The organism is Gilliamella sp. Nev5-1, assembly GCF_001690895.1.
GTDB classification, from domain to species: domain Bacteria; phylum Pseudomonadota; class Gammaproteobacteria; order Enterobacterales; family Orbaceae; genus Gilliamella; species Gilliamella apicola_C.
On the sequence record NZ_LZHO01000089.1, the window covers coordinates 1 to 24,486 of the forward strand.

The following is a 24,486-nucleotide window of genomic DNA, read 5'->3' on the forward strand; positions in this document are numbered from 1 at the left end:
GAACGAATCTTGTCGGATATATCTGCCGATAAACAAGTCGTAATAAAGGTTAAATTGTAATGTAATTGTCTTTCTTCATCATAATATTGCCTTTATAGTAATTTTTTAATTTAAGTCCAAACCTCTTGACCATTACTGGTAATCCAAACAATGCCGCAATTTAATTTCACATAGAACCACATACCTACATCATCTAGATCATCATCCTCGTTATCGGGAGGGTAAGGAGGCCAAATATTCTTAATAGAATTAATTTGTTCTTCAATTGTGCCAGATAAAAAAATTCCATTTCTAGCTAATCTAATATGTCCATCTTTTATTAATTTTTCTAATATTCTAAAAAATAAATCTTTTCTTATTTCGTAGGGTATTTTTATATCTTTCGTGTAATTATCTAAATGTTGCCACATTGTGCCCATTGAATAACCAAAAGCACTTTCTAAAATAGAATTATAAATTTTTTTAAAATTCATTGAAATTTCATCTCCACTCTGTTTCCTTTATTAATACTCGGGTTTTTGATATCTATAGTCCATTTTGCTTTATTTTGTTCTACAGATTCGGAAAAATTTCTTAACGTAATATTACTACCAGCATTGGGACCTTCTGTGATCTTAATTGAATATATCGTTCCTTTCCCCGGAATAATTTTTGCTGTTGGCATAGTATCAACACCAGATAGACGTTTAAAATAAGCCATAACATCAGCCTCAGATGCTCCAGTGAATACCGGTGCACCAATACTGACATTTTTATCGGCGACGAGTATTTTACCATTTACTGAAATGGTAAAATCTTTAGGATGAATATTTTTATTGTTATATAGAGCAGCTAGATTGTCCATTTCTGTTTTTGCTAATTGTTGTAAGCTTTTGGCTCCCTCTCCAGCAACCCCCTCAAACCCATTATTTTCAACCTTAATCAATCCTAACGGATCTATCCAATTTATCGGATCACTACCGGCATATTGATAACTATTTAAGCCACCCTGTATACCAAGTGGGTCTTGAGTAATATATCTGCCGGTAAACGGGTCGTAATAGCGGTTTAGGTTGTAATGAAGTCCTGTTTCCTCATCATAATATTGCCCTTGGAACCTTAACGGATTATTCGGCAGGGAATCTATATCGTCCTGATGGTAGGTTTCGTTTATTATCTGACCATAAGCATTATACTGGCATTCGTAGAGCGTGTCACCTAAGCTGCCGGTAAGGGCAATGGGTGTGCCGAGGTGGTCGTTTTGGTACCAGTAGAGTTTGATATTATCTTGTTGGGCATTGCCGTGCACAAGGGCTAAGGGACGGTAAGAGTCTAGCTCGTAAAGGTAGCTTTGCCAATGTTTATCGTTATCGGTCTCGGCAATAAGTTTACTACCTTGCCAGATAAACTCGGTAGTTTTACCATCTACGGTTTTACTGGTACGACGGTTAAAGGCATCATAAGTATAGGTGATGATAAGCCCCGTTGGTTTAATCACTTTGATTAACCGGTGCCGGCAGTCGTACTCATAGTGGGTAACTAGACTGTGGTTTTTTCCGCGCTTTTCGGCAATTAGGTTACCAAAGCGGTCATATTCAAAGTGTTTATCACTAAAAAAGGTTAATCGGTTGCCTTTGGCGATATTGGCATGAAAAGGCGTGGGGGCTAGTGCTTGGGTTTCACTGATTTTATTGCCCGTTGCGTCATAATCAAACTGCTCGACTTTTTCAGCATGATGCTGCTCGGGATTGACCTCAGGGTAAGTTACGGTGTGTAACTGGTCAGCGTTATCATAACGATAACGGCGTGGCTGATGTCCGGTGATTTCGGCAAGCTGTCCGTTAGGATTATAGTGATACTGCTGTTGCCAAATTGGCGTTGGTGAGGTTTGGGTGCTGATATCATAACCATGATAACGTTGATGGGCAATAAGTTGCCCTAGCGGGTCATACTGGTAACGGTTAACTAGTCCATTACCTTGACGACGTTCACACTCTCGCCCTTGTTTATCCCAACGAAAAGCGGCTAATGGCTGGTGGTCGAGTGTCATTCCCAGTAGCTGACCCTGATTGTAATGATATTCTAACCATTGCCCATCGGGCAGTTTAGTGCCATTGAGTAAGCCTGTATTATCATCATAGCGATGGCGGATAGTCGCCCAATTTTGATGTTCGGCTGTGAGTTGATTACTTTTATTATATTCCCAACATAACACATTATCGTTATCTTTTACCGCAATCAAGCGACCGATAGTATCATATTCATAGTGCTCAATATTTCCATCCGGTAATATTTTTTGAATTAATCGCCCAAGGCTGTCACGCTCATATCGGGTAATAAATGGCTCAGATTGATGTTCATCTCCGTATTCACAACGGGCAATAAGTTGGTTGTTTTTATTATAATGGTACGTGGTTTTTATATTATCAAAACCAATTTCTTCACTTAATAATCCATCAGCTGTGTAACGAAATTGATAGTGCTCCCCTTTTTGATTGGTGATTTGGCTAATCTGTAAATGCCCATTATCGTATTGGAAAGCCAGTTTTTCACCATTAGGTTGGTGTAATTGGGTGAGTAGGTGTAACGGTGCGGCGTAATCATATTGAGTGATTTTGCCCATTTCATCTTTAAACCAAATCACTTTACCATAAGCATTATACCGATACTCACGGGTGGTGTTATTGGGTAAGATAATTTGGGTAATTCGATTTAACGCATCATAACGGTAGTGTGTGGTACTGCCGTTTTGTTGTTTTTCCCATTCTAAGCGACCAATAGCATCATAGCCAAATTGGCGTAAACCTTGAATTGAAGAGTTATCCTCTAATAATTCCCCTTGCTCTGACCAAACTAAACGTTGGTGACTCTGGTCAGGATATTGAATAAAAATGGGCTTACCTTGAGCATTATATTGATATACCGTGCTGCGCTCTTGAGGGTCGATTAGCTCCAGTAAGTTCCCTTGGCTATCACGCCGAAAACGCCATTGTTGGTAAGTCTCTTTATCACCCTGAGTGAGGGTATAAATTTCCCCATGCAAGTAGTCATAATGAACACTATGCCCATCGGGATAAGTGATGGTATCTAACGCGCCAGTGATGGGGGAATAATCATAATAGGTAATATGACCTTCGCCATCAATTTCAGCTGTCAGTTGCCCTTTATCATTATATTCGTAGCTTTGTACATGACCCGCCGCAGATATTTTTTGGATTAATTTACCATGGGTATTATGCTTATAATAACTTTTACTGCCATCTTGGTGGATTATCGTGACACTGTTTTCTTCATCATTCCATTGATACTGACTATCCAATTGAGGAAAGTTCGCCCACTGCCGTAAACAGCGTGCCTGCTTACCTTCATTTTGCCATGCCCAATAAAAGGTTGCCCCACCCGCCATGACCCGTGATTGAATAACATGCTTATCATCATAAGTATAGTGCTCGGTCTCATTTGCGGCATTCGTCACCGCAACAAGTTGGTAAAGCGTGTTATAAGTGTACTTTGCTAGCACCGAAACACGCTGCCATTCTTGTGCGACTCGGGTGTGTAATTCAACTTGTTGGATTAAATTTATATTAGTATTCGGGGTGCTTGGGTTATTTTCATTAGTCGCTGCGTCTATTTCATTTTCATAAATAAAGACTAACTTGCGCGTCGGTTGCTCTGCGGGTGATAAAATGGCAGAAGGTAGCCGATTGGCGTTATAAATAACCTTAATGGCATTGTTATGCTTGTCTATAATGCGTTTCAAACAAGCTGTTGTCCCCTCTTTTGCACGTTTAAACACTAAAAAAGGTTGATTAGATTGAACAATGATAAACTCATTATCTTGTTCACCTTGGCACAACATGGCTTCTGATAAGCTATTTAATCTCTGTGTGTATTTTTCGGTTGGATAGGGAAAGCTAACTTGGCGATTTTCATGGTCTAACCATGTGATGCTATCGTTGTTAAATACCAAATGTTGACTTAAAAAGTGCGACCAGCCATAGCCCAATCCTTGCTGTAATTCAACAGCACTGGTACGATAAAAACGTTGCCAAATAAAAGGCACGATACCCGTTAAGTGACCATCTTCAACCGATAATAGCTCTTCGCCAGTTAATAACGATATGGGGTCACCATCATGAGGCGTCTGTTTATCAGAAGAAACCGCCTGCCCTTTGGCATTTTTACCGGCCTCTGGGGTGTCGGTGATATGTGACGATGCATTTTCTATTTTTGTCTGTGGATTCCCCCCCGATGAAGCAACGCTGCCATGTTCAGTTACACCCGTTGCATTGCTATGGGTTGTTGCCGTTTTGTGTGCATTAACATCCACGCCACCACTGTGAATTATTTCATGGTTATCTTTGACATGTTTTTTACATGCTTGCTTAGCGATGTCGGTTAACTCTTCTAGCGCTTCAATAAGCTCTTTAGTTGATGTGCTTGCTACCTTTTTTTTCATTATTATAATCCTTCTTATTAAGCAAAGTTCATTGCTATATCAAATCCTTTTTTTAGAACTGCGCCCGGTAAAATAATAGCAATAATCACTTCGGTTAATACTTGCCCTACAATTTTGGCACTAAAGTTAACTAATTGTTCGGGGGTTAACAATTTGAAAAGACACCAAGTTGCATTAAAAAAGATAAATAGCATGGCTTCATCTTTAAGCATCATTAGCATATCGCCTATTTCATCTTTATGTTCATCATACATTTGAATTAACTTTTCAGCGCCATCACCGATAAGTTGTTTCAGTTTTTTTGCATTTTCTAAAGGATGGCAAAATATATCAAATAATTTACACACTAAATTCCAAATGTCTTTTAACGTCGTCCAGATACCATCAGCAAACTCTTTACATGCCTCGACCCAATCTATTGATGCACCATTAGCAATATAAGCTTCCCATTCTTGCTTTTGCCGATTATTCCAGTTTTTTTCTAACCAATCTGCACATTGACTGATTAAACCATCATAAGAAGCATAGAGCTTGTCTAAATCTTTTTTTGTAAGATTGGGATAAAACATAATTTTATATTTTTGATTTGGCTTTAATTTTAAGACAGCTTTACCATTATCATCTAATTTACCTTCGCTGACGTAATTATCACTATCCCATATATAACCTGATTCCACCTCATATACCCGGTATTTGGTTTTCGGGATTGGAATGGTTTTACCTGCGGTTTGAAACGTATGTATGATAACCAGCTCGCCGCTTAATGGGCAGGTGGTCACCCCATCCATTCGTGCGCGACTTTGGACATTTTGAATAATTTCCATATCACCCACCTTAATTTGCTGATCCATATCAAAAAAGCGTCCGATAAATCTAGTATCGGTTAGTGATTTGTAGTCATTAAGGCAATTTTTAAAATCAGTAATAACCTCATTTATGACTTTATTGGCTTCTGCTTGTACATCGGGTGTGATAACAGGCTCTGATAAGGGGGGAGCAATGATGTCCTCTGTCATTTTGTTATCCTATGATTGAAGTTGTTGTAAAATGAAATTCCAAACGTCACTTTTACCCTGATTACATTGTAATAAACGTTTAACTTTTCTCTCTAAAATATCATGTCGATAGGCCCAATATATTTTCGGATAACTTTCTTGTAACGTTTGTAAGATATTCTCTAATAGCAGATCCTCTTTATCGGTTACCAATTTTTTTATTAATGATTCTGGCACCTGCCACCAAGGCGAAGTTTGCACCGCTTGCTCAACGGGTACATGCACTACATGTGATTGATGATTAATCCAGTAAAAAGCAAAAGCAGGCAGCACGTCTTGCCAGCTATCAGTAAAATAATCAAGCATGATTGACAAATATTCGCCATCCCAGTAGCGAAAAAATACCGTTTCACCATCGGGCATAATGGCCTGGGTTAAGCTCCGTAAATGGGCGCAGATGTCTGCAAAGGGTAAATGAGAGCGTGCCAGCCAGCCCCAGTCTTTGTGCTCAGTGTTATTAATCCAATCTAAAAAGGGGCTATGCTCATCAAGTCTCACTAGCATAGGCATAACAGAAAACCAGTGCTCGTAAGGAGTACCACTATAAAGACCATAGGGCGTTTGTGAGCCATCAGTGATATAGTAGTTTTTAACCGCTTGCGCATCACTGACGTTAGAAAGTACGGCATACAAAGGCATGGCAGAGGTAGCGGTAATCGTGCGCCATTGAGACAGTGGCATAGCTAGCATAATCTGCTCCTTGCATTGCGCAATAAAACCAACAAAGCTAAAAACCCGTTTAACTTATAAAAGACAAAAAAGGGATATTGAATAAAGCGATTGATGATTAAAGCAATACGACTAACAGCAAGCTCCATGATATTTACCTAAATTCCTTTAGAAAGTATTAAAAAACCGAAAAATAAAGGTATTTTTTAGCTAAGATAAGATTATTTTTTATTCTATGTAACCTTTTTTTAGTCTATTTTTGTTATTTTTTTAACAATAAACCTAGATTAGTTATGCTGAATACTTGTATTTTCAGCGCTTTGCCATGTTTAGTAAGGTGATTTAGGTAAATAATCGGTTTTATGTTATAGATTAATAATATTTGATTTCATACCTACCAATTACATCAAAAATATGATCATAAGTGCTAAGTATTATGCGTTGTTTACCTGCTTTATGAACTTCATCGACTAAATCAAAACTAGATTTTGAATATTTTTCGTAGGGATACTCATCTATTTCATAAATAGACAAACGGTCAATATCATTAAACATAAATGTCACTTTAACTTCAGGAACATTTAAAATCTCTGGTTTGCAACCTGCCAATGACAATGACGTATCAACAACCAAGGTAAATGGATAACATTCTAATTTAACCTCAGATAAAATTAATGCATTTCGTGTATAAATAATACCGTATTTTGTTTGTATTTCTTTTGTATTCATATCCCCTCTATTTTTAATTAAAAGGCAGCAGTCGAATATTTAAAGACCGCTATTAACCATTGCCATACAGATAACATCTTAAATATTTTAGCGTTTATAATAATATTGTCGATTATTGTTTAAAAGCTGAAGAAGTTGAAGAAGTTGAAGAAGTTGAAGAAGTTGAAGAAGTTGAAGCACTTCAACCTTGCCAACTAGCTTATAACCTTCATAAATATTCATTGTAAATCCTTTTTCGAGTAAAAAACTTGGTGCATCCTCTACTAAAAAATAGGCTTTTCCAAAGCCAACTCTTTGGTCGGGTTCTAATAGTTCGCAACGTTGCACATTTAACACTAATGACCAAGATGACATATCACCACTTTTACCTTTCATTGGCTGAGTAATTACATAATATTTTATATTTATTGGAATTGCCTTTTTTCCACCTTGTTGTATAGGCTTCCAGTCAATTTTAACATCAACACTTAAGCTGTCTATATTGTTACCCCTATTTAACATATGGATTAGTATCTAATTAATTTTTATAAATTTTATTTTTATCTTATCGTAAATAATAATATTATTAATATACTTACATCTTGTTTTAGCGCAGTAATTACCCTATCATCAATCACTTGCTTAGTCTAGCATCTGAGCGCGGTTCAATTTTTCTTATACCAAGCTTATTTATTTTTTCTAAAATTAAATCATAACAATATTGAATATCGCCGTCTTTTTCTAAATGAACGCCTTCTAAGTTGACTTTATAGGTGCCTTTGGGAATATTAGCCTTATTCCAACCAGTATATTCTTCCCATTCCCAAAAAGTTGCCATATCGGCAATATATAAATCGCCAGTGATATTAAGATAAAAATATTTATCACTGAATATTACACGCCTATTATCATTACTGGGCATTTCATTTAAAAACAATCGAACGATATAGCCACCATCATCAATCCCCATGATAGGTAAGGCAATACCTTCATCAAGCACAAAATCACCTTTATCTGTGGTTGTAAATTCTTGAAGAATGTTTTTTCCATTCTCTATTTTCCCGCCAAAAAGAGTCAGTATTCCTGGATAATCAAAAATAATTATCCCATTAAAATCAACGTCAATATGTATTGTTTTAACCATATCTGGCTCCCAAATTTTTATTCAATTATTTATTGTGTTATCGATTCAATTTTTGTATTTAAACTTTTTATAGAAAAGAAAATACGTTTATATTTATTCATGTTCAAAAAGGGATAGCTATTTTCTTTTGAAGTTTTTCTTCAAAAACGATTATTAACGCCTGAAAAATGTTTTCCCAATTTCTAATATATGCTAATGAATCAACTTCTATAGAAAAATCATGTAGTAATTTATTCGGCATTCCAGTAGATTTACCTTGTTTATATGATAAAAGGATCGTTTCATCTTTCACTTCATAGTATAAATAAAAATCAGATCCTTGTTCACAAAACCATATTGTTTCTTTTTTAGTGTGTGATAATTTGGCCGCATTTATTGAGTTAATAATGTCATCTAAACAGATCAAAAAATCAGAAAACAGATCTAAAGTAACGTTTAACCCATTTTTAAATGTGATATGTATCAATCCATTAATATATTGAGATAACTCAACAAGAGCAAATTCAAAAGAGGATAGCTCCATTTCATCCTGATCTAAAAATTCATCCAATTCAGGAGGTTTCTCGTTAATAACTAAACTAATATTCATATCTTAATTTTCCTATAAATAAATTGGCTACAGCAACAGCTTTATTTTTTGTGATAACATGCTTAATGTTATGTGTTTAATTTAACTATGTGCTTAATAAAAATGCGCACATAAAAATATACGCAATGTTATTCAATGAATTCTAATCAAAAAGGTGCTGATGCTATATTTGAAAATATCAATATCTGAGCAATTTATTTTACCAAATTGAAAATCAAAATAGTTCTAAAGATTTGTGCCATAATAAATAATATCAATTTGCTACACTGATAAAACTGGGGCTAATTGTTGTGTTGATAATTGGGGAATATAGCGATGTAAATAGCTAGGAATCAATTTAGGTATTTTCTGCAATTGTTGTGTCGCTCTTGTTAATTTATCTTCTCGTTTCTCTGTCTCGGTTCCCCAATAATTTGGTAACCATAAATGATTATATTAAATATCAAATAAAAGCGCATGGATAGGAGCATGTAAGGCTTGTCGAATGTAGTTTTGCTTTTCAAGCGTATAATCATTCCAATAATAAAAACCAGGCGAAGTGGGCAATATTTCCATTAAAAATGCTTTTAATTCAGATGAAAAAGTAATTTGATAATATTCTTCTGCATGTTTAATTTCCGTGGCAGTCATGCCTTTATCAAATGATATATTTTGATTGATACGTATTATCTAATTGATACCACGCCTACTTTACCTTCTTGAGATAAACCGATAACGATGCCATTTCCTTCAAGCTGTATCACATCATATATGTTATTAACATGCCAGCCTTTTTGTCTAGATAATGCCAGCCAATCATTAAGTTTCCAGTTAGCTACTTCGCCAAAATCGACTACTTTTTTTCTAACACCATGCAAATCAATATCTATCGCTATCACAATGTTATTTTCTGAATAAATAGTAACATTACCATATATATGACAATATATTTTTGATTTTTTATTTAGTTTTGTGGTAGGCAACTCTGGCTCTCCCATTATTTCATAAATAACTGAATCAGGCGCACCAATATGAAGCCCATGAATTCGTAATTTATTAATGACATGAATCAATTGTATTTGAAATAATGGTTTCCACTCTTTATTCATCATCAACAGCCTAAATTGATATTGTATTTTTCCTATTACAAGCAATATCACTAGACAAATACCTTATCATGACCTAAAAAATTCATAAAAAAATTACACTGCATGTTTTAAGATTTAATGGGCGTTATGTTGATTTATAAAATCAATGACAGGTTGCCAAATGTCTTGTTCTGGCGCTTGATAATCCCATAAAGGTGTAACTAAATCATCTAATATTTTCAGTTTAGTATTAAAATTCTGCGAATAAATTTGGCGTTGTTCTTGTGAAATAGCTAATAGTCTTTCAGAGTAAATAGATTTGCGCTTTTGTCGTGGGTTTTCAATAAAATTAGCTAAACCCAATAATTCTTCTTGGTCTTTACATTCTGTATAGGAAATAGGATAGGTCTGTTCGACCTGTTTAATAGCTTCTGCAATTGCTGATAAATTGACAGCTTGCATTGCTGGTACAATATATTTTGCTATAGAAAAATTCCATAAAAGGTTACACCAACCATCACTTTGCCAGTGGCAAATAGTATTAATGACAACAAAGGCATAAAAAGCATTTCGTTCCAGTTTTATGTGTAGTTCTGATTCACAAGGTACGCATTCACAAATCTTATCAAAAAATTCTATTATCTCTTCAGGATCGGATAGTTTTTTATTTTGCGTTAATGTATTAATCGTTATCATTTTGTCTCTTCACTCTATTTTGCTTCAAATTTTATTTGAAAAGCAGTATTAAAATTATACTATTTTAAGCAATTGAAAGGTTTACTCCTACACAAAATAGATAGAGGCCACAGATCCTTGGTCTATTGAGAATATTTTAAACTATCTTTTATAAAAATAGTTGGTTAATATTGTTTATTACATTTGATTTTTTAAGTAATTCCATAATTAAATAGCGTCATAAATATTGGCATAATCAATGTTAATAAAAAGCCTTGAACAATTGCTGGAGGCACTATGGTTACCCCTGCTCCTTTTTGCAACATTGGTAATGTGAAATCCATTGAGGTGGCGCCACATAAACCAAGTGCGGTAAATTTATAGCGTTTTATTAAGGTTGGAATTAATATGATAGCAGATAGTTCACGCAAAATGTCGTTTAGAAAAGTAGTACTACCAATAATTGGTCCATGAGCTTCAGTCATTAAAATGCCCGATAACGAATACCAACCAAATCCTGATGACATTGCTAACCCAACATGTATTGGTTGGTCTAATATTAATGCAGCAATAATACCACCTAAAAATGCACTAATGACAACTATAATCGTTGTCACGATCCCCACTTTATTGAGCAAAATTTGTTTTAGTGAAATATTATTGCTACGTAGTTGAATTCCAATTAATAGCAATAAAAAAACGAGTACAACCTTGGTAATATCTTCGCTATATTGCCAAATAAAAAGTGGCAATAACCCCACAACAAAACCAAGAGCTAGCGCAATGCAAACACGTAATGACTCTAAGATCATTTTAAAGCGAGATTCATAAGTTTGAACTGTACTTGAAGCTTGCGAAGGAAAACACCGCTCAATCAATATCAAAAAGATAAAATTGCCACCAAATGTGCATAGAAAAATAATACCAGTATAAAATAGAATAATTTGTAAGTTAGCAGTAAGATTATCTAAGCGGGCAAGCTCGCTACCCATAATAAACAGAATAAAATAAACCATCCAGCTTAAGGTTTGGTTAATTTTGGTAATCCAATTCGGTTCATTTAATTTAATCAGATAGCCTATACATAAAGGCACTAGCGCAATAAGAATACCAAAATACATTTTATATTCCTTAACAGTTTATTTTTGTATTTATACTATAAAAAATGGGTTTATTGGATTTTAACATCGCTTGTGTGAATTTAATACAAGCGATTTATTTGTATTCGTTTTAGAAGTACTTAAGTGCATTAAAATAACAAATTTATTTTAATGATGTTAATTGTTCTTCTATTTTGGTTTGAAGTTGATCTAACAGCGTATAACGGTTACGGTATTCTGAACGTTTTTTACTGGCGATTTCTTCAATTGATTTTCGATGAATTTGGTTGGGTAGTAAAAATAAACCTTGAGCATTTTGTTTGCCATCAATAGTTAACCAAAATTCATCATAATCAGACAAAATACGTTCCTGACGACTATTATAGCGCCAATTGTTGTATATGTGAGTTTTGTTCCCTACAGCAATAATTTGTGTTAAGTGATAACAACGTGCAACAATTAATGCCGCTTCGACGACAACGCGCTTAGGAAATAACCCATAACATGCTTTAGTTGCTTTTTGTACACGCGTGCGTGCATCAGGGTAGCCAGTACCTTGTAATCCTGCAATGAAAAGAGTGGGCTTGTTTTGATATTCAATAATGGAAAATGTTAATGTTGCTAAATCAATTCCATCACTATCATAAAAATAAAGGCTAATTTCACCTTCCCTCGCAAATTTGTTACGAGCTTGAACCGCAATTTGGATATTGGTTTCATTTTTAACCGACATATCTGCCAGTATAAAAGGTGATTGTGGGTTGTAAAATGCTTTAGTCAAGCTATCAGGCTGTTTTGCTAAAAAATCATAATGATAGACTAAGGCATCATACCGCGCTTTTTGACTTAGGCAAGATGCTAAATAAGGTCGTTGTAATTTACACGGTAAATTTGTTTGACATGAAAAGTAATAGCCAAGTAGCGGGTACTGCCTTAATTTATCAAGCCATTTTAGCGTTATTGGGCTTAAAAACAAGGTTCTTAAAAAAAACTTATAACGATAGGTCGAGCTAAGCCATAATTCATTTAGCGGTAGTTTACCAGTATAAAGCCAGTTAAAGAGTTGCCATTTACTTTTTGGCTGAGACATATTCGTAATATTATTCATAAGTAGAGCTTTAAATCGAGTTAGTTATTTTATCAATTATTAGGAGGCCATTGATCAATACATATTGATTTTTCAAAAGCCATAAACAATCAAACGGTAAGAGTACAACACAACCTTAGTTGGTGCAACTATTCCTACATTAAGCAGGATTAAATTATATGAAAATAAAAAACGGTGAACTAGTCACCGTTTTTATAAGTGATAATTTAGTTTATCAAAAACTAATTATTGACCCTTAACTTCTTTTAAACCGTTAAATGGTGCTTTTGAACCTAAAGCTTCTTCAATACGGATTAATTGGTTGTATTTAGCAACACGATCAGAACGGCTCATTGAACCAGTTTTGATTTGACCAGCAGCTAAACCAACAGCTAAATCAGCAATTGTTGAATCTTCGGTTTCACCACTACGGTGAGAAATAACCGCAGTATAACCAGCATCTTTAGCCATCTTAACTGCCGCGATAGATTCAGTTAATGTACCGATTTGGTTAACTTTAACTAAGATTGAGTTAGCGATACCTTTTTCAATACCTTGTTTGAAGATTTTAGTGTTAGTAACAAATAGATCGTCACCAACTAATTGGATTTTGTGACCTAATGCTTTAGTTTGGTATGCCCAACCATCCCAATCGCTTTCGTCTAAACCATCTTCAATTGATACGATTGGATATTGTTCAGTTAAGCTTTCTAAGTAGTGAGTGAATTCTTGAGATGTGAACTCTTTATTTCCTTCACCTTTTAATACGTATTTACCAGTTTCTTTGTTGTAGAATTCAGAAGCTGCACAGTCCATCGCTAAAGTAATATCTTTACCTAATACGTAACCAGCTTTTTCTACTGCTTCTTTAATGCAAGCTAAAGCTTCAGCATTTGAACCTAAGTTAGGCGCAAAACCACCTTCGTCACCAACAGCAGTATTCATGCCTTTAGCGTGAAGCACTTTAGCTAAGTTGTGGAATACTTCAGAACCCATACGGATTGCTTCACGTACTGTTTTAGCACCAACTGGTTGAATCATGAATTCTTGAAGGTCGATATTGTTATCTGCGTGCTCACCGCCATTGATGATGTTCATCATAGGTAATGGCATTGAGTATTGACCTGGAGTGCCATTAAGATCCGCAATGTGTTGATAAAGTGGAACACCTTTAGCTGCTGCTGCTGCTTTAGCTGTTGCTAAAGATACAGCAAGAATTGAGTTAGCACCTAAGTTAGATTTAAAATCGGTGCCATCTAAGTCAAGCATGATTTGGTCGATTACTGCTTGATCTAACGCATCTTTACCAACAACGGCTTTAGCAATTGGACCATTTACGTTTTCAACTGCTTTTAATACGCCTTTTCCTAAGAAACGAGATTTGTCACCATCGCGAAGTTCTAGCGCTTCACGAGAACCTGTTGATGCACCTGATGGAACAATTGCCAGACCAACAAAACCGCCCTCCAAATGAACTTCAGCTTCAACAGTTGGGTTACCACGAGAGTCGATGACTTCACGACCATGTACTTTAACGATTTTTGCCATGTTATTTTCCTCTATATGACAGATATTGATATATATTAATTCAAAACTATTTTTGTTGCTGCTCTTGATATGCTTTGGCAGCTTTTATAAAACTACTAAACAGTGGGTGCCCATCTCGTGGTGTTGAAGTAAATTCAGGGTGGAACTGACAAGCAACAAACCATGGATGATCTGGAATTTCAATGATTTCAACCAACTTCCTATCTGTTGAAAGACCAGTGACTTTTAACCCTGCCTTAACCACTTCTGGTAATAAATTATTGTTCACTTCGTAACGATGGCGGTGGCGCTCAGTAATTGACTCTTTCTTATACATATCAAATACTAATGAATTTGGTTCTAAATGACAAATTTGTGAGCCTAATCGCATCGTACCACCTAAATCACTATCTTCACTGCGTTGAACAACGTTACCTGATTTATCGCTCCATTCCGTGATTAAAGCAATGATTGGGTTTGAACAATCTTTAACAAACTCAGTTGAGTTAGCATCTTTAATACCAGCAACATTACGTGCATACTCAATCATAGCCACTTGTAGGCCAAGGCAAATACCTAAATATGGAATTTTGTTTTCACGCGCATAGCGAGCAGCCATAATTTTGCCTTCGACACCGCGATAACCAAATCCTCCAGGGATTAAAATCGCATCTAACCCTTGAAGTAATTCTGCACCTCGAGATTCAAGATCTTCTGAGTCAATATAACGGATATGAACGGTTAAACGGTTTTTTAATCCCCCATGTTTTAAAGCTTCATTTAAAGATTTATAGGCATCTGGCAAAGCAATATATTTACCCACCATACCAATAGTGACTTCACCAACAGGGTTGGCTTCTTCATAAATGACTTGCTCCCACTCAGAAAGATCGGCTTCTTTACATTCAAGATTAAATCGTTTGCAAACAAAGGTATCCAAGTTTTGCGATTTTAATAATGCTGGAATTTTATAGATAGAATCCACATCTTTAAGCGAAATAACAGCGCGCTCAGGCACATTACAAAATAACGCTATTTTAGCGCGTTCGTGAGCAGGGATAATACGATCGGAACGACAAATTAATACATCGGGTTGAATACCAATTGACAATAATTCTTTTACTGAATGCTGTGTTGGTTTAGTTTTCACTTCACCTGCTGAAGCTAAATATGGCACTAACGTTAGGTGCATAAATAGGGTATGCTCACGACCAACATCAACCGCTAATTGACGGATCGCCTCTAAAAATGGCAGTGATTCAATGTCACCTACCGTACCGCCAATTTCGACAATCGCAACGTCAAATCCTTTTGCGCCATCAATCACTCGTGACTTAATTGCATTAGTGATATGTGGAATGACTTGCACCGTCGCACCTAAATAATCACCGCGACGCTCTTTACGTAACACATCAGAATAAATGCGTCCAGTCGTGAAGTTATTTTTTCGCGTCATTTTAGTGCGAATAAAGCGCTCATAATGCCCTAAATCAAGATCAGTTTCGGCACCGTCTTCAGTCACAAATACTTCACCATGCTGAATAGGACTCATTGTGCCTGGATCGACATTAATATAGGGATCAAGTTTGAGCATGGTGACTTTTAAATTGCGGGCTTCTAAAATTGCAGCTAATGATGCTGCGGCAATGCCTTTACCAAGTGAAGAAACGACACCGCCTGTAACAAAAATATAATTCGTGACCATTAATACCAGACCATTATTAATTTAATAGAATAATATCGCACTGATTTTAAACCTTAAAAACCAAAGCAATATACGATGAATCAGACGGGAAATTAGTATAACAGAATCTACTTTGTCTCACAATTGAATAATTAATTTTAACTGTTTCTTTAAGCGCGTTAGCAAAATTTATTTTTTAAAGGAACAACTTTTTATTAATACATTGAGAATTTATTATACCTATATTAATCGAGTTATTCTTTTTAGTGGCATTTTATACATTCATCAGCAATTTTTAACCATTTTAATGTTCGCAAAAACCCTTTGTTTGAATAACACAGTCTATTAAGGAATTTATCTTATTGAAAAAAAATAAAATTTTTAAACATTTTTATTCAATTCATGTTTTATTCACTTGAAATTTTTAGACAATAATTCAATTGCTAAATTATTAGCATCTACATTCGACATTAAACTATTTGCTTTTGTGCTGTATAGAAAAATGCCAATTAACTTATTTTTTGCCTAAATGCCCTAAATTTATTAACAACATACTGAATTATATTACTTATAATTATTTACCAATTTTAATCCTCAAATAATTCAGTATTTGTTTTTTTATATCACTTTATAGTTTATAACTTGCAGTCAGCAAGAAAGCTCTCGGAGTGCCTGGCATACTACTTGAGCGCCAATATGCTTTACCTAACAAATTAGTCAATGCCAACGTTACCTCAAAGGATGGCAATTGATAACCAACCGCAGCATTCCATACACTATAACCAGCACGTTTAAATTGATTTTTATCATCGTTATACATAGCTCCTTTATAATTGACTTCCAATTCTGTAAACCAATTATCGTAAGGTAAATAACGAATGCTTAAATAACCACTATTTTTAGCAGTATTAGGCAAATATTTTCCTTGATTGGCTGGTGTTTTTTTATCTTTGTGAACTTTGGCTTGTTGATAACCAATACCACTATTTATATACCATTTTGATGCCAACTGACCAATAACGCTTAACTCAATACCTCGGCTACGATCACTACCTTTAACCGCCCAATTATAAGGATCGTTAATAGCATCAGGTTGATAACGGACGTTGTATAATTCAAGATCATAAAGGGCAATTTGAGAAGAAAGCTTATCATCTAACCAATCACTTTTGACACCAACTTCATACTGGCGTGAATATTGGGGTTTATCATCATAAACTGTTTTTGAGTCAGTAGATATAGTAATAAGCCCACGCCCGCCATAAGGTGCAAAATTTTTACTATAAGAAGCATAAAAACTCTGTGATTCTATAGGTTGCCAAATTAAACCAACTCGAGGACTTAACGTGTGTCCATCATATGAACGATTTTGGTGTTTTAATTTATCGTCTGATGCAAATTTATAATCGTCATAACGTAATCCAGCGAGTAACTTCCACTGTGTTGTAAAACTAATTAAATCTTGCCAATAAAAGCCTGTCGATGTTGCTTTATGGTTAGTTTTGGTATTTAATTTATTGTAATGAGGCTTTTGGGAATGCCAATGAGGATGAAAAGGATCAACGGCCTCAGGATAAGCGCTTGTTAAGGCTAATCTTGGCTGACGTTTTTCAATGTTATATTCCACACCAATAAGCATATCATGAACAATACTGACCGTATTAAATTTTCCCATTAAATCAACAGTATTGCTATAGGTTTTATTGGCTGTCTCTTGCCAAGCGCGACGAAATTGCAACTTCCCCGGATGGACACAAGCTTTGCCGTTATTCAATTTTCCATTTAAATGGCAATAACTACCTGCATAAATGTGATCGAAGTTTTGAGCTGCTTGGCGGTATAAATTCGTTAATTTAATTGACCAATCATGATTAAATGCAAATCCCATAACAGAGCGTAATGAACTAAAATTATCTTTCACATAATCATTTGGATGAGCATAAGACGTTTTAGTTGATACGCCTTTGGGTAAATCATAATAAGCTGGCGCCCGATCAGGTTTACGCCACAAATGATCATGCGTGTATTGAACTAACCAATTAAATCCCTCTAAATTATCATAAAGTAGACTTGGCGACACCATTGTATCTCTTTGCTTAATCCCTTTACGAAAACTTTTATCTGATTGATGATCAATGGTCATTCGCATCGCCAGTTTATCATGCAAAATATGATTAATATCAATCATACCGCCATATTTATCCCATGAACCTCCACGTAAGCTTAAGGTTGCTGGTGAATCAAAATTAGCTTGTTTACTAATCATATTAATTATTCCACCACCCGAACCACGTCCATAAAGCACAGATGCAGGACCTTTCAATACTTCTATTCGTTCTATATTTGCAGTACTTTGCCTAACCTGCCCACTAGCACGAACGCCATCACGATAAATATCACCAGAGCTTGCCGAAAAACCGCGAATTTTTACCCCCTCATCACGCATATCATATGTTGTATCAACCCCTGGTAATTTATTTACTATTACATTTAAATCATTTTGCCCATAAATTTTCTGTTGCTCAAGATTCACTGAATTGATCGTTTGCGGAACATCTTTGATATCAAAAGGCATTTTTGTCGCTGTTGATGATTTTTTTATCCGCTGATCATTATTATCTTTAACATTAGCGATAACTTTCATGGTCTCGATATTAGTATCATATTTAATATTTTCCTGAGCACAAACAATAACCGATGCTGTACTCAATAAGCCGAATATGGTTAATTGATTAACGAATTTCATTATTTTTCCTATCTTTTATTGTTTTATCAAATCTAAAAATCAATCGTAATGATAACTATTATCATTTGCATTATCAACTTATTTTATGAATTTTGAGCAATTTGCAGGAAAACGCTTACATTGTTTATAGTGATTGGAAAAATTATGGCGAAGAATAGACATAAATTATTATCGAAAAAAATAAGTAAAAGTCATCTCAATAATATAAATAAAAATCAGAGGAAAACATTATGGCCAAAAAAGTCAGTACAGTGTTCAGATAACAGACGGTTGACAATGCTTTATCAATACCTGTCTTTGGTTAGCCGAAATCCTTAACCATTTAACTATTGCTAAATTATGCTTGATAAAGGGATGAGGAAAATCAGGTGCAGGTAAACCGATAACAGTAAAAATTATCGCCTTGAATATATTTAAATCTATTATAATCAAGTTTATCGACACTCAGTTGATGGCTCAATATCGCCAAAATAAAATGAAAAGCAGCATTACCTAAATAATATATTTATAACGTCGAGTATTATCTAATATTTTGCCGAGAAGTAAAATTACGAATATTATTTAATATATCAATGAAATAAGCCTTTTCTGGCTTATCGATTCTAGATGAATAGCACCTATTCTTTTTATATGAATGATTTCAAATTTTCTTTTGCTTAAATTAAGGCACACAACGCGCCTTAATTAAATATATTAACTAAAAATACAGTTATTTGATTGTTCTTTCACTACGCGATAAACCAATGATCCCAGATCGAACCATTTCAACAATATTACATGTTTCGCGAATTGAAGCTAAAAATGAGTCTAGCTTTTCACTGGTGCCCGATAATTGCACAATATAATGCGTTGCGGTGACATCCACGATCGATCCCCTAAAAATATCGGCACAACGTTTTACTTCGTCACGCGCATCAGCACCTTTTGCGGCAACTTTGACTAGCATGATTTCTCGCTCGACATGTGGTCCTTCGGTTAAATCATGCACGCGATAAACATTAACCAATTTATGCAACTGTTTTTGGATCTGTTCAAGCACATGCTCATCGCCTGTGGTTTGGATTGTCATACGATGCATAGTTGGGTCTTCAGTTTGTGCGGTGGTTATTGTTTCAATATTAAAACCCCGCTGTGAAAACAAGCCAATTATTCTTGATAATGCGCCGGGTTCGTTTTCAGTTAAAATTGATAATATATAACGCATTAGGTTCTCTCCGTTTTACTAAGCCACATTTCGTTCATTGCGCCACCTCGCACTTGCATTGGGTAAACATGTTCAGTAGCATCAGTCATGACATCAACAAAAACCAAACGATTTTTAATGGCTAATGCTTGTTTTAGTTTTGGTTCAAGTTCTTCACGCTTGGTTATAACCATTCCAACATGGCCATAAGCTTCTGCAATTTTGGCAAAATCAGGTAAAGATTCCATATAAGAACTGGAGTGCCGACCAGCATAAATCATATCTTGCCACTGCTTAACCATGCCTAAAAAACGGTTGTTTAAATTTAACACCAGTACGGGCAAACCATATTGCAATGCGGTTGATAGCTCTTGAATATTCATCTGAATACTACCATCACCTGTTATGCACACAACGGTTTTTTTAGGAAATGCTAACTTAACACCAAGCGCTGCTGGCAAACCAAATCCCATCGTGCCAAGTCCACCTGAGGTAATAAAATGGCGTGGTTTATCAAACGGGTAATAAAGTGCCGTGAACATTTGATGTTGCCCTACATCGGTTGCCACAAAGGCATCCCCTTTGGTCAATTTATATAATACTTCAATTGCTTCTTGTGGTTTGATGCTTTGCCCTTCATGACTATAAGCTAGACAGTGACGAGCGCGCCAGTGTTCGATCTGCTTCCACCAATCAATCAAAGCATCAAGATCACGTGCAGTATTTAATTCATCTAACATTGACAACATCGTTTCAAGAACAACTTTTGCATCGCCCACCACAGGGATCGAAGCCAAAATAGTTTTAGAAATAGAAGTAGGATCAATATCAATATGAATAATCTTGGCTTTTGGGCAATATTTTTCAACATTGTTGGTAGTTCGATCATCAAAACGAGCACCAATTGCAAAAATCACATCAGCGTTATGCATAGCCATATTGGCTTCATAGACGCCATGCATACCAATCATGCCAAGATAATGTTTATCGGTACAAGGAAAAGCGCTAATCCCCATTAATGTTGAAGTAACAGGTAAATTGAGTTTTTCAGCCAGCGTTTTAATTTCCTGACTTGCATCAGAGGCAATTGCGCCTCCACCAATAAACAACACTGGTTTTTTTGCAGTTAATAGCGTCGTTAATGCTTTTTTAATCTGCTTTTTATGTCCTTGAATAGTTGGATTATAAGATCGCATTAAGACAGATTTTGGGTAGTGATAATGATATTTATTAGCTGGATTAACAATATCTTTTGGCAAATCAATCACCACTGGACCTGGTCGTCCAGTCGAAGCGATATAAAACGCTTTTTTGATAGTTTCTGGAATATCTTTACTGTCTTGAATTAAAAAACTATGTTTAACAATGGGGCGTGAAATGCCGATCATATCACATTCTTGGAATGCATCATTACCAATTAGATTACTGGCGACTTGGCCAGACAATATAACTAATGGCACAGAGTCCATATAAGCGGTTGCAATACCAGTAATTGTATTGGTTGCTCCAGGGCCTGATGTAACTAATACAACGCCGACATCGCCTGTTGCTCTAGCATAACCGTCAGCCATATGTACCGCTGCTTGTTCATGACGAACTAAAATATGTTCAATGCCGCCTAACGTGTGAATTGCATCATAAATATCAAGAACACTACCACCGGGATAACCAAAAATCTGCTTTACGCCTTGGTCAATCAAAGATTGAATAACCATTTCTGCACCTGACAGTTTTGCCATGGTTGTTGCCTCCAATGTAACTGATTTGTCATTTTCTGAATCATTTTGCATCAACTTGTAAACAAAATCAATAAAGTCAATTAACTAAGTACATTACAGGCAAAATTAGGTGCTAACAAAATTAATTTTTGCAATATCATGAATAATATTCATAAGCTATCCCTATTTATTTAAATATTGCTAGTTGATTTGATTGTTAATTTTTTATTTTTTATATACACTCAAAGCCTAAGTTTTTCTAGTCATCATGTTACTAGGATTCTTCATTACCTAAAGGTACTAATATGAGCAATATTTTTTCTAAACCAACTTCCCTTGCTGATTGGCAATTAGTTAAAGTTTCAGGCCAAGATAACCGAGTTTTTCTGCAAGGGCAAATAACTAACGACATTAATCGACTTTCTGAACAGGCAACACTCTATGCTGCTCATTGTGATAATAAAGGCAGAATGTGGAGTACTTTACTGTTATTTCAGCGAGGCGATGATATCTACTATATTGTGCGTAAAAGCGTTGTAAAAAAACAAATTGCTGAGCTAGCAAAATATGCTGTTTTTTCTAAAGTAACTATTGAGCCAGTCCAAGATTTGAATATAATTGGGTTGGTCGGTAATGCGATTCCGTCAACAATTGCAACCAAATTAAGTAATATCAGCTGTTTTACTGAAAATAACATTACCTATATCAAACTTCCTTTACCACAAATGCGCGTTATAATGGTAACACCAGAGCCTATTCAAGATGATTTACTACCATGCGATGAGTGGTTAAAACTTGATTTACAAGCAGGCTATCCTATTATTGATGATAACAATATGGCAACGTTATTACCGCAAGCCTGTAATTTACAATCTTGTGATGCAATCAGTTTTGAAAAAGGCTGTTATTGTGGTCAAGAAATGGTAGCAAGAGCACAATTTCGCGGTGCTAACACTCGTGGTATGTATGTAATAAAAGGTACCAGTGATGTTCTTCCTGAAATTGGTAGCACGCTTGAATACAAGCTTGCTGGTGGCTGGCGAGAAGGAGGAATTGTATTAGCCGCTGCAAAATTAGACGAAAAAGACGGCGTTTGTGTCCAAGTAGTACTTAATAATGGGATTGATTTAAATACCCCATTTAGAGTTTATGGAAATGATAACAGCCGAATGACATTTTAGTTATTTTTAGCGATAAACTGGAATAACATAATGCTTATTCCAGTTATCTTTATGCCTATCTTTTAAAATTAGCTTGCAAGTTCTTGATTAACTATTGCTATAAAGTAACTTACACCCGTTGTTAACACTTCATCATTAAAATTAAATGCTGGATTATGCAAATTAGCGCCATTACCTGCACCTAACCAAACATAAGCGCCTGGAATTTTTTGCAACATAAAGGCAAAATCTTCAGCCCCCATAGACGGATTGTGATCGATGATCAAGTGATCTTCACCGACGATTTTTTTAGCGGCTGTCATTGCAATTTTGGCTTGTTTAGCATGATTGATTGTCGCAGGATAACGTCGCTGATAATCGACTTCGGCTTTGGCTTCAAATGTTGCGGCAATACCTGTTGCTATTTGTTTAATGCGACTTTCAGCCATATCTTGCACTTGAGCACTAAATGCCCTAACCGTTCCACGAATCACTGCGTGCTGAGGTAATACATTCCAAGTATCCCCGCTGTGAATTTGCGTCACGCTAACGACTAATGAGCTAAGTGGATCAGCATTACGGCTAACAATACTCTGTAAACCATTCACAATCTGAGTAGCCGTTAAAATAGTATCTTTACCTAAATGAGGAGCTGCTGCATGCGCGCCAATACCCGTTATTTTAATTTCAAATACATCATATGATGCCATCATTGGACCGTGGTTAATGTAAAAGTGATTTAAATGCATATTAGGTTGATTATGAATACCATATACAGCTTCAATAGGAAACCTATCAAATAAACCATTTTCAACCATAACACGAGCGCCCCCCTCATTTTCTTCAGCGGGTTGAAAAATAACAACAACTGTGCCAGAAAAATCACGATGCTCACTAAGATATTTGGCTGTACCTAGTAATATTGCCGTATGCCCATCATGACCACAGCCATGCATTTTGCCTGAGATAGTGGAGCAATAATCGATATTATTTTCTTCAATAATATCTAATGCATCAATATCAGCTCGCAGAGCAATCCATCGCCCTTCTTTATTGCCTTTAATAACACCAACTACGCCAGTTGGCGCAAAATCCGTATATAATTGAGTAATACCAAATGATTGCAGTTTTTCGATAATAAATTGCGTAGTTTTGACTTCTTCAAAAGCCGTTTCGGGGTGAGCGTGAATATGATGACGCCATGCTATCATTTCACTTTTTAGATCATTAATACTATTTGATATCATGAGTGATTCCTTAATGGGTAACTAACTTACAGCATAACACGCTGCTTTTATCAACACTATAACGTGATTCCCACTTTTATAAAAATAACTATTTTTACTATGAATATCAATTTTGGTTATATGTTGCATATTTTGAACAAAATAATAACTTTATGCACTTTTAACACAATATTGATTAACAAAAATTGACTGAAACGTAAGGTTTCCTGAAACTTTTTAACAACAATTTCAAGTAACAATCATATGCTGGAATTACTCGTGTTATTTACAGTAATTCAAGAAACGGCTGTAATGAATAGGCATCACACATCTTCTCAGACAAGGAATATAGTCTTTATATCCATAAAGTAAAATCACCGTCACCAATTGGGCTAACTGTTTTATGTTGTTCGTCCATTTATAACGCTGAAAGATCTCATAGAAATTAAATAGCCTGACGTAATTGCATATCAAACACGAAAGCAGGCTGCGTAATTTTCTACATGAGTAGTGTGCTCGCTATGGGATATTTACACAACTATTTACATTTTAGGCTCTATTTTTTGTAAAAAATATTCAGGATTCTATACCGTTTGGTGATTAATTGAGACTCCACTATATTTATTTGTTGAATAACGTATGATGACTATTGTATCAATCAAACATTCACGAAAACTGCCAGCTCTCAAATGAATGGGTAAGCTGAAAGC

General features: G+C 35.5%; 20 protein-coding genes. 1 reads left to right on the forward strand and 19 read right to left on the reverse strand.

Going from position 1 to position 24,486, the window contains the following annotated elements:
- Positions 1 to 110: 110 nt before the first annotated feature.
- The 18 genes from A9G41_RS12405 to ilvI form a co-directional block, all read right to left on the reverse strand.
- Positions 111 to 473 carry a DUF596 domain-containing protein gene (locus A9G41_RS12405; protein WP_065582002.1) on the reverse strand — a complete coding sequence of 121 codons (363 nt, stop codon included), beginning with the start codon at positions 471 to 473 and terminating at the stop codon, positions 111 to 113.
- A complete protein-coding gene (locus A9G41_RS12410) occupies positions 470 to 4,438 on the reverse strand; it encodes an RHS repeat-associated core domain-containing protein (RefSeq protein WP_075539754.1) in 3,969 nt (1,322 codons plus the stop codon). Before A9G41_RS12410 ends, A9G41_RS12405 begins: the two co-directional genes overlap by 4 nt.
- A gap of 17 nt (positions 4,439 to 4,455) precedes the next feature.
- Positions 4,456 to 5,454, reverse strand: coding sequence for a hypothetical protein (locus A9G41_RS12415; protein WP_065653073.1), 999 nt, complete (start codon positions 5,452 to 5,454; stop codon positions 4,456 to 4,458).
- 9 nt (positions 5,455 to 5,463) lie between these two features.
- Positions 5,464 to 6,183: a DUF4123 domain-containing protein gene (locus tag A9G41_RS12420; protein WP_065581999.1), complete on the reverse strand. Its 720-nt coding sequence runs from the start codon at positions 6,181 to 6,183 to the stop codon at positions 5,464 to 5,466.
- Between the two features lie 351 nt (positions 6,184 to 6,534).
- Entirely contained in the window at positions 6,535 to 6,891 is a 357-nt protein-coding gene (locus A9G41_RS12425; protein WP_065581998.1) for a hypothetical protein, read from the reverse strand.
- An 87-nt stretch (positions 6,892 to 6,978) separates the two neighbouring features.
- Positions 6,979 to 7,392 carry a hypothetical protein gene (locus tag A9G41_RS14370; RefSeq protein WP_075539755.1) on the reverse strand — a complete coding sequence of 138 codons (414 nt, stop codon included), beginning with the start codon at positions 7,390 to 7,392 and terminating at the stop codon, positions 6,979 to 6,981.
- A 112-nt stretch (positions 7,393 to 7,504) separates the two neighbouring features.
- Positions 7,505 to 8,014: a hypothetical protein gene (locus A9G41_RS12435; RefSeq protein WP_075539756.1), complete on the reverse strand. Its 510-nt coding sequence runs from the start codon at positions 8,012 to 8,014 to the stop codon at positions 7,505 to 7,507.
- A gap of 103 nt (positions 8,015 to 8,117) precedes the next feature.
- Positions 8,118 to 8,603, reverse strand: a complete 486-nt coding sequence (locus A9G41_RS12440) for a hypothetical protein (protein ID WP_065581995.1) — start codon at positions 8,601 to 8,603, stop codon at positions 8,118 to 8,120.
- A gap of 435 nt (positions 8,604 to 9,038) precedes the next feature.
- A complete protein-coding gene (locus A9G41_RS12445) occupies positions 9,039 to 9,233 on the reverse strand; it encodes a hypothetical protein (protein WP_065581994.1) in 195 nt (64 codons plus the stop codon).
- A 35-nt stretch (positions 9,234 to 9,268) separates the two neighbouring features.
- On the reverse strand, positions 9,269 to 9,742 hold the full coding sequence (locus A9G41_RS12450) for a hypothetical protein (protein WP_143425479.1): 474 nt from the start codon (positions 9,740 to 9,742) through the stop codon (positions 9,269 to 9,271).
- A gap of 63 nt (positions 9,743 to 9,805) precedes the next feature.
- Positions 9,806 to 10,366 (reverse strand): hypothetical protein, encoded by a 561-nt coding sequence (locus tag A9G41_RS12455; RefSeq protein ID WP_075539758.1) that lies wholly within the window; start codon positions 10,364 to 10,366, stop codon positions 9,806 to 9,808.
- Positions 10,367 to 10,557: 191 nt separating this feature from the next.
- Entirely contained in the window at positions 10,558 to 11,466 is a 909-nt protein-coding gene (locus A9G41_RS12460; RefSeq protein ID WP_075539759.1) for a lysine exporter LysO family protein, read from the reverse strand.
- A 142-nt stretch (positions 11,467 to 11,608) separates the two neighbouring features.
- On the reverse strand, positions 11,609 to 12,553 hold the full coding sequence (locus A9G41_RS12465) for a VirK/YbjX family protein (RefSeq protein WP_075539760.1): 945 nt from the start codon (positions 12,551 to 12,553) through the stop codon (positions 11,609 to 11,611).
- 225 nt (positions 12,554 to 12,778) lie between these two features.
- A complete protein-coding gene (gene eno, locus A9G41_RS12470; RefSeq protein ID WP_065581989.1) occupies positions 12,779 to 14,080 on the reverse strand; it encodes a phosphopyruvate hydratase in 1,302 nt (433 codons plus the stop codon).
- Positions 14,081 to 14,126: 46 nt separating this feature from the next.
- A complete protein-coding gene (pyrG, locus tag A9G41_RS12475; RefSeq protein ID WP_075539761.1) occupies positions 14,127 to 15,764 on the reverse strand; it encodes a glutamine hydrolyzing CTP synthase in 1,638 nt (545 codons plus the stop codon).
- A 607-nt stretch (positions 15,765 to 16,371) separates the two neighbouring features.
- Positions 16,372 to 18,489, reverse strand: a complete 2,118-nt coding sequence (locus A9G41_RS12480) for a TonB-dependent receptor (RefSeq protein ID WP_075539762.1) — start codon at positions 18,487 to 18,489, stop codon at positions 16,372 to 16,374.
- 709 nt (positions 18,490 to 19,198) lie between these two features.
- On the reverse strand, positions 19,199 to 19,693 hold the full coding sequence (gene ilvN, locus A9G41_RS12485; RefSeq protein ID WP_065581986.1) for an acetolactate synthase small subunit: 495 nt from the start codon (positions 19,691 to 19,693) through the stop codon (positions 19,199 to 19,201).
- Positions 19,693 to 21,411, reverse strand: a complete 1,719-nt coding sequence (gene ilvI, locus A9G41_RS12490) for an acetolactate synthase 3 large subunit (protein ID WP_075539763.1) — start codon at positions 21,409 to 21,411, stop codon at positions 19,693 to 19,695. Before ilvI ends, ilvN begins: the two co-directional genes overlap by 1 nt.
- A gap of 284 nt (positions 21,412 to 21,695) precedes the next feature.
- Here ilvI and ygfZ point away from each other — a divergent pair, with 284 nt between their 5' ends.
- On the forward strand, positions 21,696 to 22,571 hold the full coding sequence (ygfZ, locus tag A9G41_RS12495) for a tRNA-modifying protein YgfZ (protein WP_075539764.1): 876 nt from the start codon (positions 21,696 to 21,698) through the stop codon (positions 22,569 to 22,571).
- A gap of 68 nt (positions 22,572 to 22,639) precedes the next feature.
- Here ygfZ and A9G41_RS12500 read toward each other — a convergent pair whose 3' ends face one another.
- Positions 22,640 to 23,797: a M20 aminoacylase family protein gene (locus tag A9G41_RS12500; protein ID WP_075539765.1), complete on the reverse strand. Its 1,158-nt coding sequence runs from the start codon at positions 23,795 to 23,797 to the stop codon at positions 22,640 to 22,642.
- Positions 23,798 to 24,486: the final 689 nt, after the last annotated feature.

What these genes read in the sequence shown, in the direction of transcription:
- ilvI (WP_075539763.1), bottom strand. Translation starts at nt 21,411, where the DNA reads ATGGCAAAACTGTCAGGTGCAGAAATGGTTATTCAATCTTTGATTGAC.
- A9G41_RS12500 (WP_075539765.1), bottom strand. Translation starts at nt 23,797, where the DNA reads ATGATATCAAATAGTATTAATGATCTAAAAAGTGAAATGATAGCATGG.
- A9G41_RS12460 (WP_075539759.1), bottom strand. Translation starts at nt 11,466, where the DNA reads ATGTATTTTGGTATTCTTATTGCGCTAGTGCCTTTATGTATAGGCTAT.
- A9G41_RS12410 (WP_075539754.1), bottom strand. Translation starts at nt 4,438, where the DNA reads ATGAAAAAAAAGGTAGCAAGCACATCAACTAAAGAGCTTATTGAAGCG.
- eno (WP_065581989.1), bottom strand. Translation starts at nt 14,080, where the DNA reads ATGGCAAAAATCGTTAAAGTACATGGTCGTGAAGTCATCGACTCTCGT.
- A9G41_RS12415 (WP_065653073.1), bottom strand. Translation starts at nt 5,454, where the DNA reads ATGACAGAGGACATCATTGCTCCCCCCTTATCAGAGCCTGTTATCACA.
- pyrG (WP_075539761.1), bottom strand. Translation starts at nt 15,764, where the DNA reads ATGGTCACGAATTATATTTTTGTTACAGGCGGTGTCGTTTCTTCACTT.
- A9G41_RS12445 (WP_065581994.1), bottom strand. Translation starts at nt 9,233, where the DNA reads ATGACTGCCACGGAAATTAAACATGCAGAAGAATATTATCAAATTACT.
- A9G41_RS12405 (WP_065582002.1), bottom strand. Translation starts at nt 473, where the DNA reads ATGAATTTTAAAAAAATTTATAATTCTATTTTAGAAAGTGCTTTTGGT.
- ygfZ (WP_075539764.1), top strand. Translation starts at nt 21,696, where the DNA reads ATGAGCAATATTTTTTCTAAACCAACTTCCCTTGCTGATTGGCAATTA.
- A9G41_RS12455 (WP_075539758.1), bottom strand. Translation starts at nt 10,366, where the DNA reads ATGATAACGATTAATACATTAACGCAAAATAAAAAACTATCCGATCCT.
- A9G41_RS12435 (WP_075539756.1), bottom strand. Translation starts at nt 8,014, where the DNA reads ATGGTTAAAACAATACATATTGACGTTGATTTTAATGGGATAATTATT.
- A9G41_RS12465 (WP_075539760.1), bottom strand. Translation starts at nt 12,553, where the DNA reads ATGAATAATATTACGAATATGTCTCAGCCAAAAAGTAAATGGCAACTC.
- A9G41_RS12420 (WP_065581999.1), bottom strand. Translation starts at nt 6,183, where the DNA reads ATGCTAGCTATGCCACTGTCTCAATGGCGCACGATTACCGCTACCTCT.
- A9G41_RS12440 (WP_065581995.1), bottom strand. Translation starts at nt 8,603, where the DNA reads ATGAATATTAGTTTAGTTATTAACGAGAAACCTCCTGAATTGGATGAA.
- ilvN (WP_065581986.1), bottom strand. Translation starts at nt 19,693, where the DNA reads ATGCGTTATATATTATCAATTTTAACTGAAAACGAACCCGGCGCATTA.
- A9G41_RS12480 (WP_075539762.1), bottom strand. Translation starts at nt 18,489, where the DNA reads ATGAAATTCGTTAATCAATTAACCATATTCGGCTTATTGAGTACAGCA.
- A9G41_RS12425 (WP_065581998.1), bottom strand. Translation starts at nt 6,891, where the DNA reads ATGAATACAAAAGAAATACAAACAAAATACGGTATTATTTATACACGA.
- A9G41_RS14370 (WP_075539755.1), bottom strand. Translation starts at nt 7,392, where the DNA reads ATGTTAAATAGGGGTAACAATATAGACAGCTTAAGTGTTGATGTTAAA.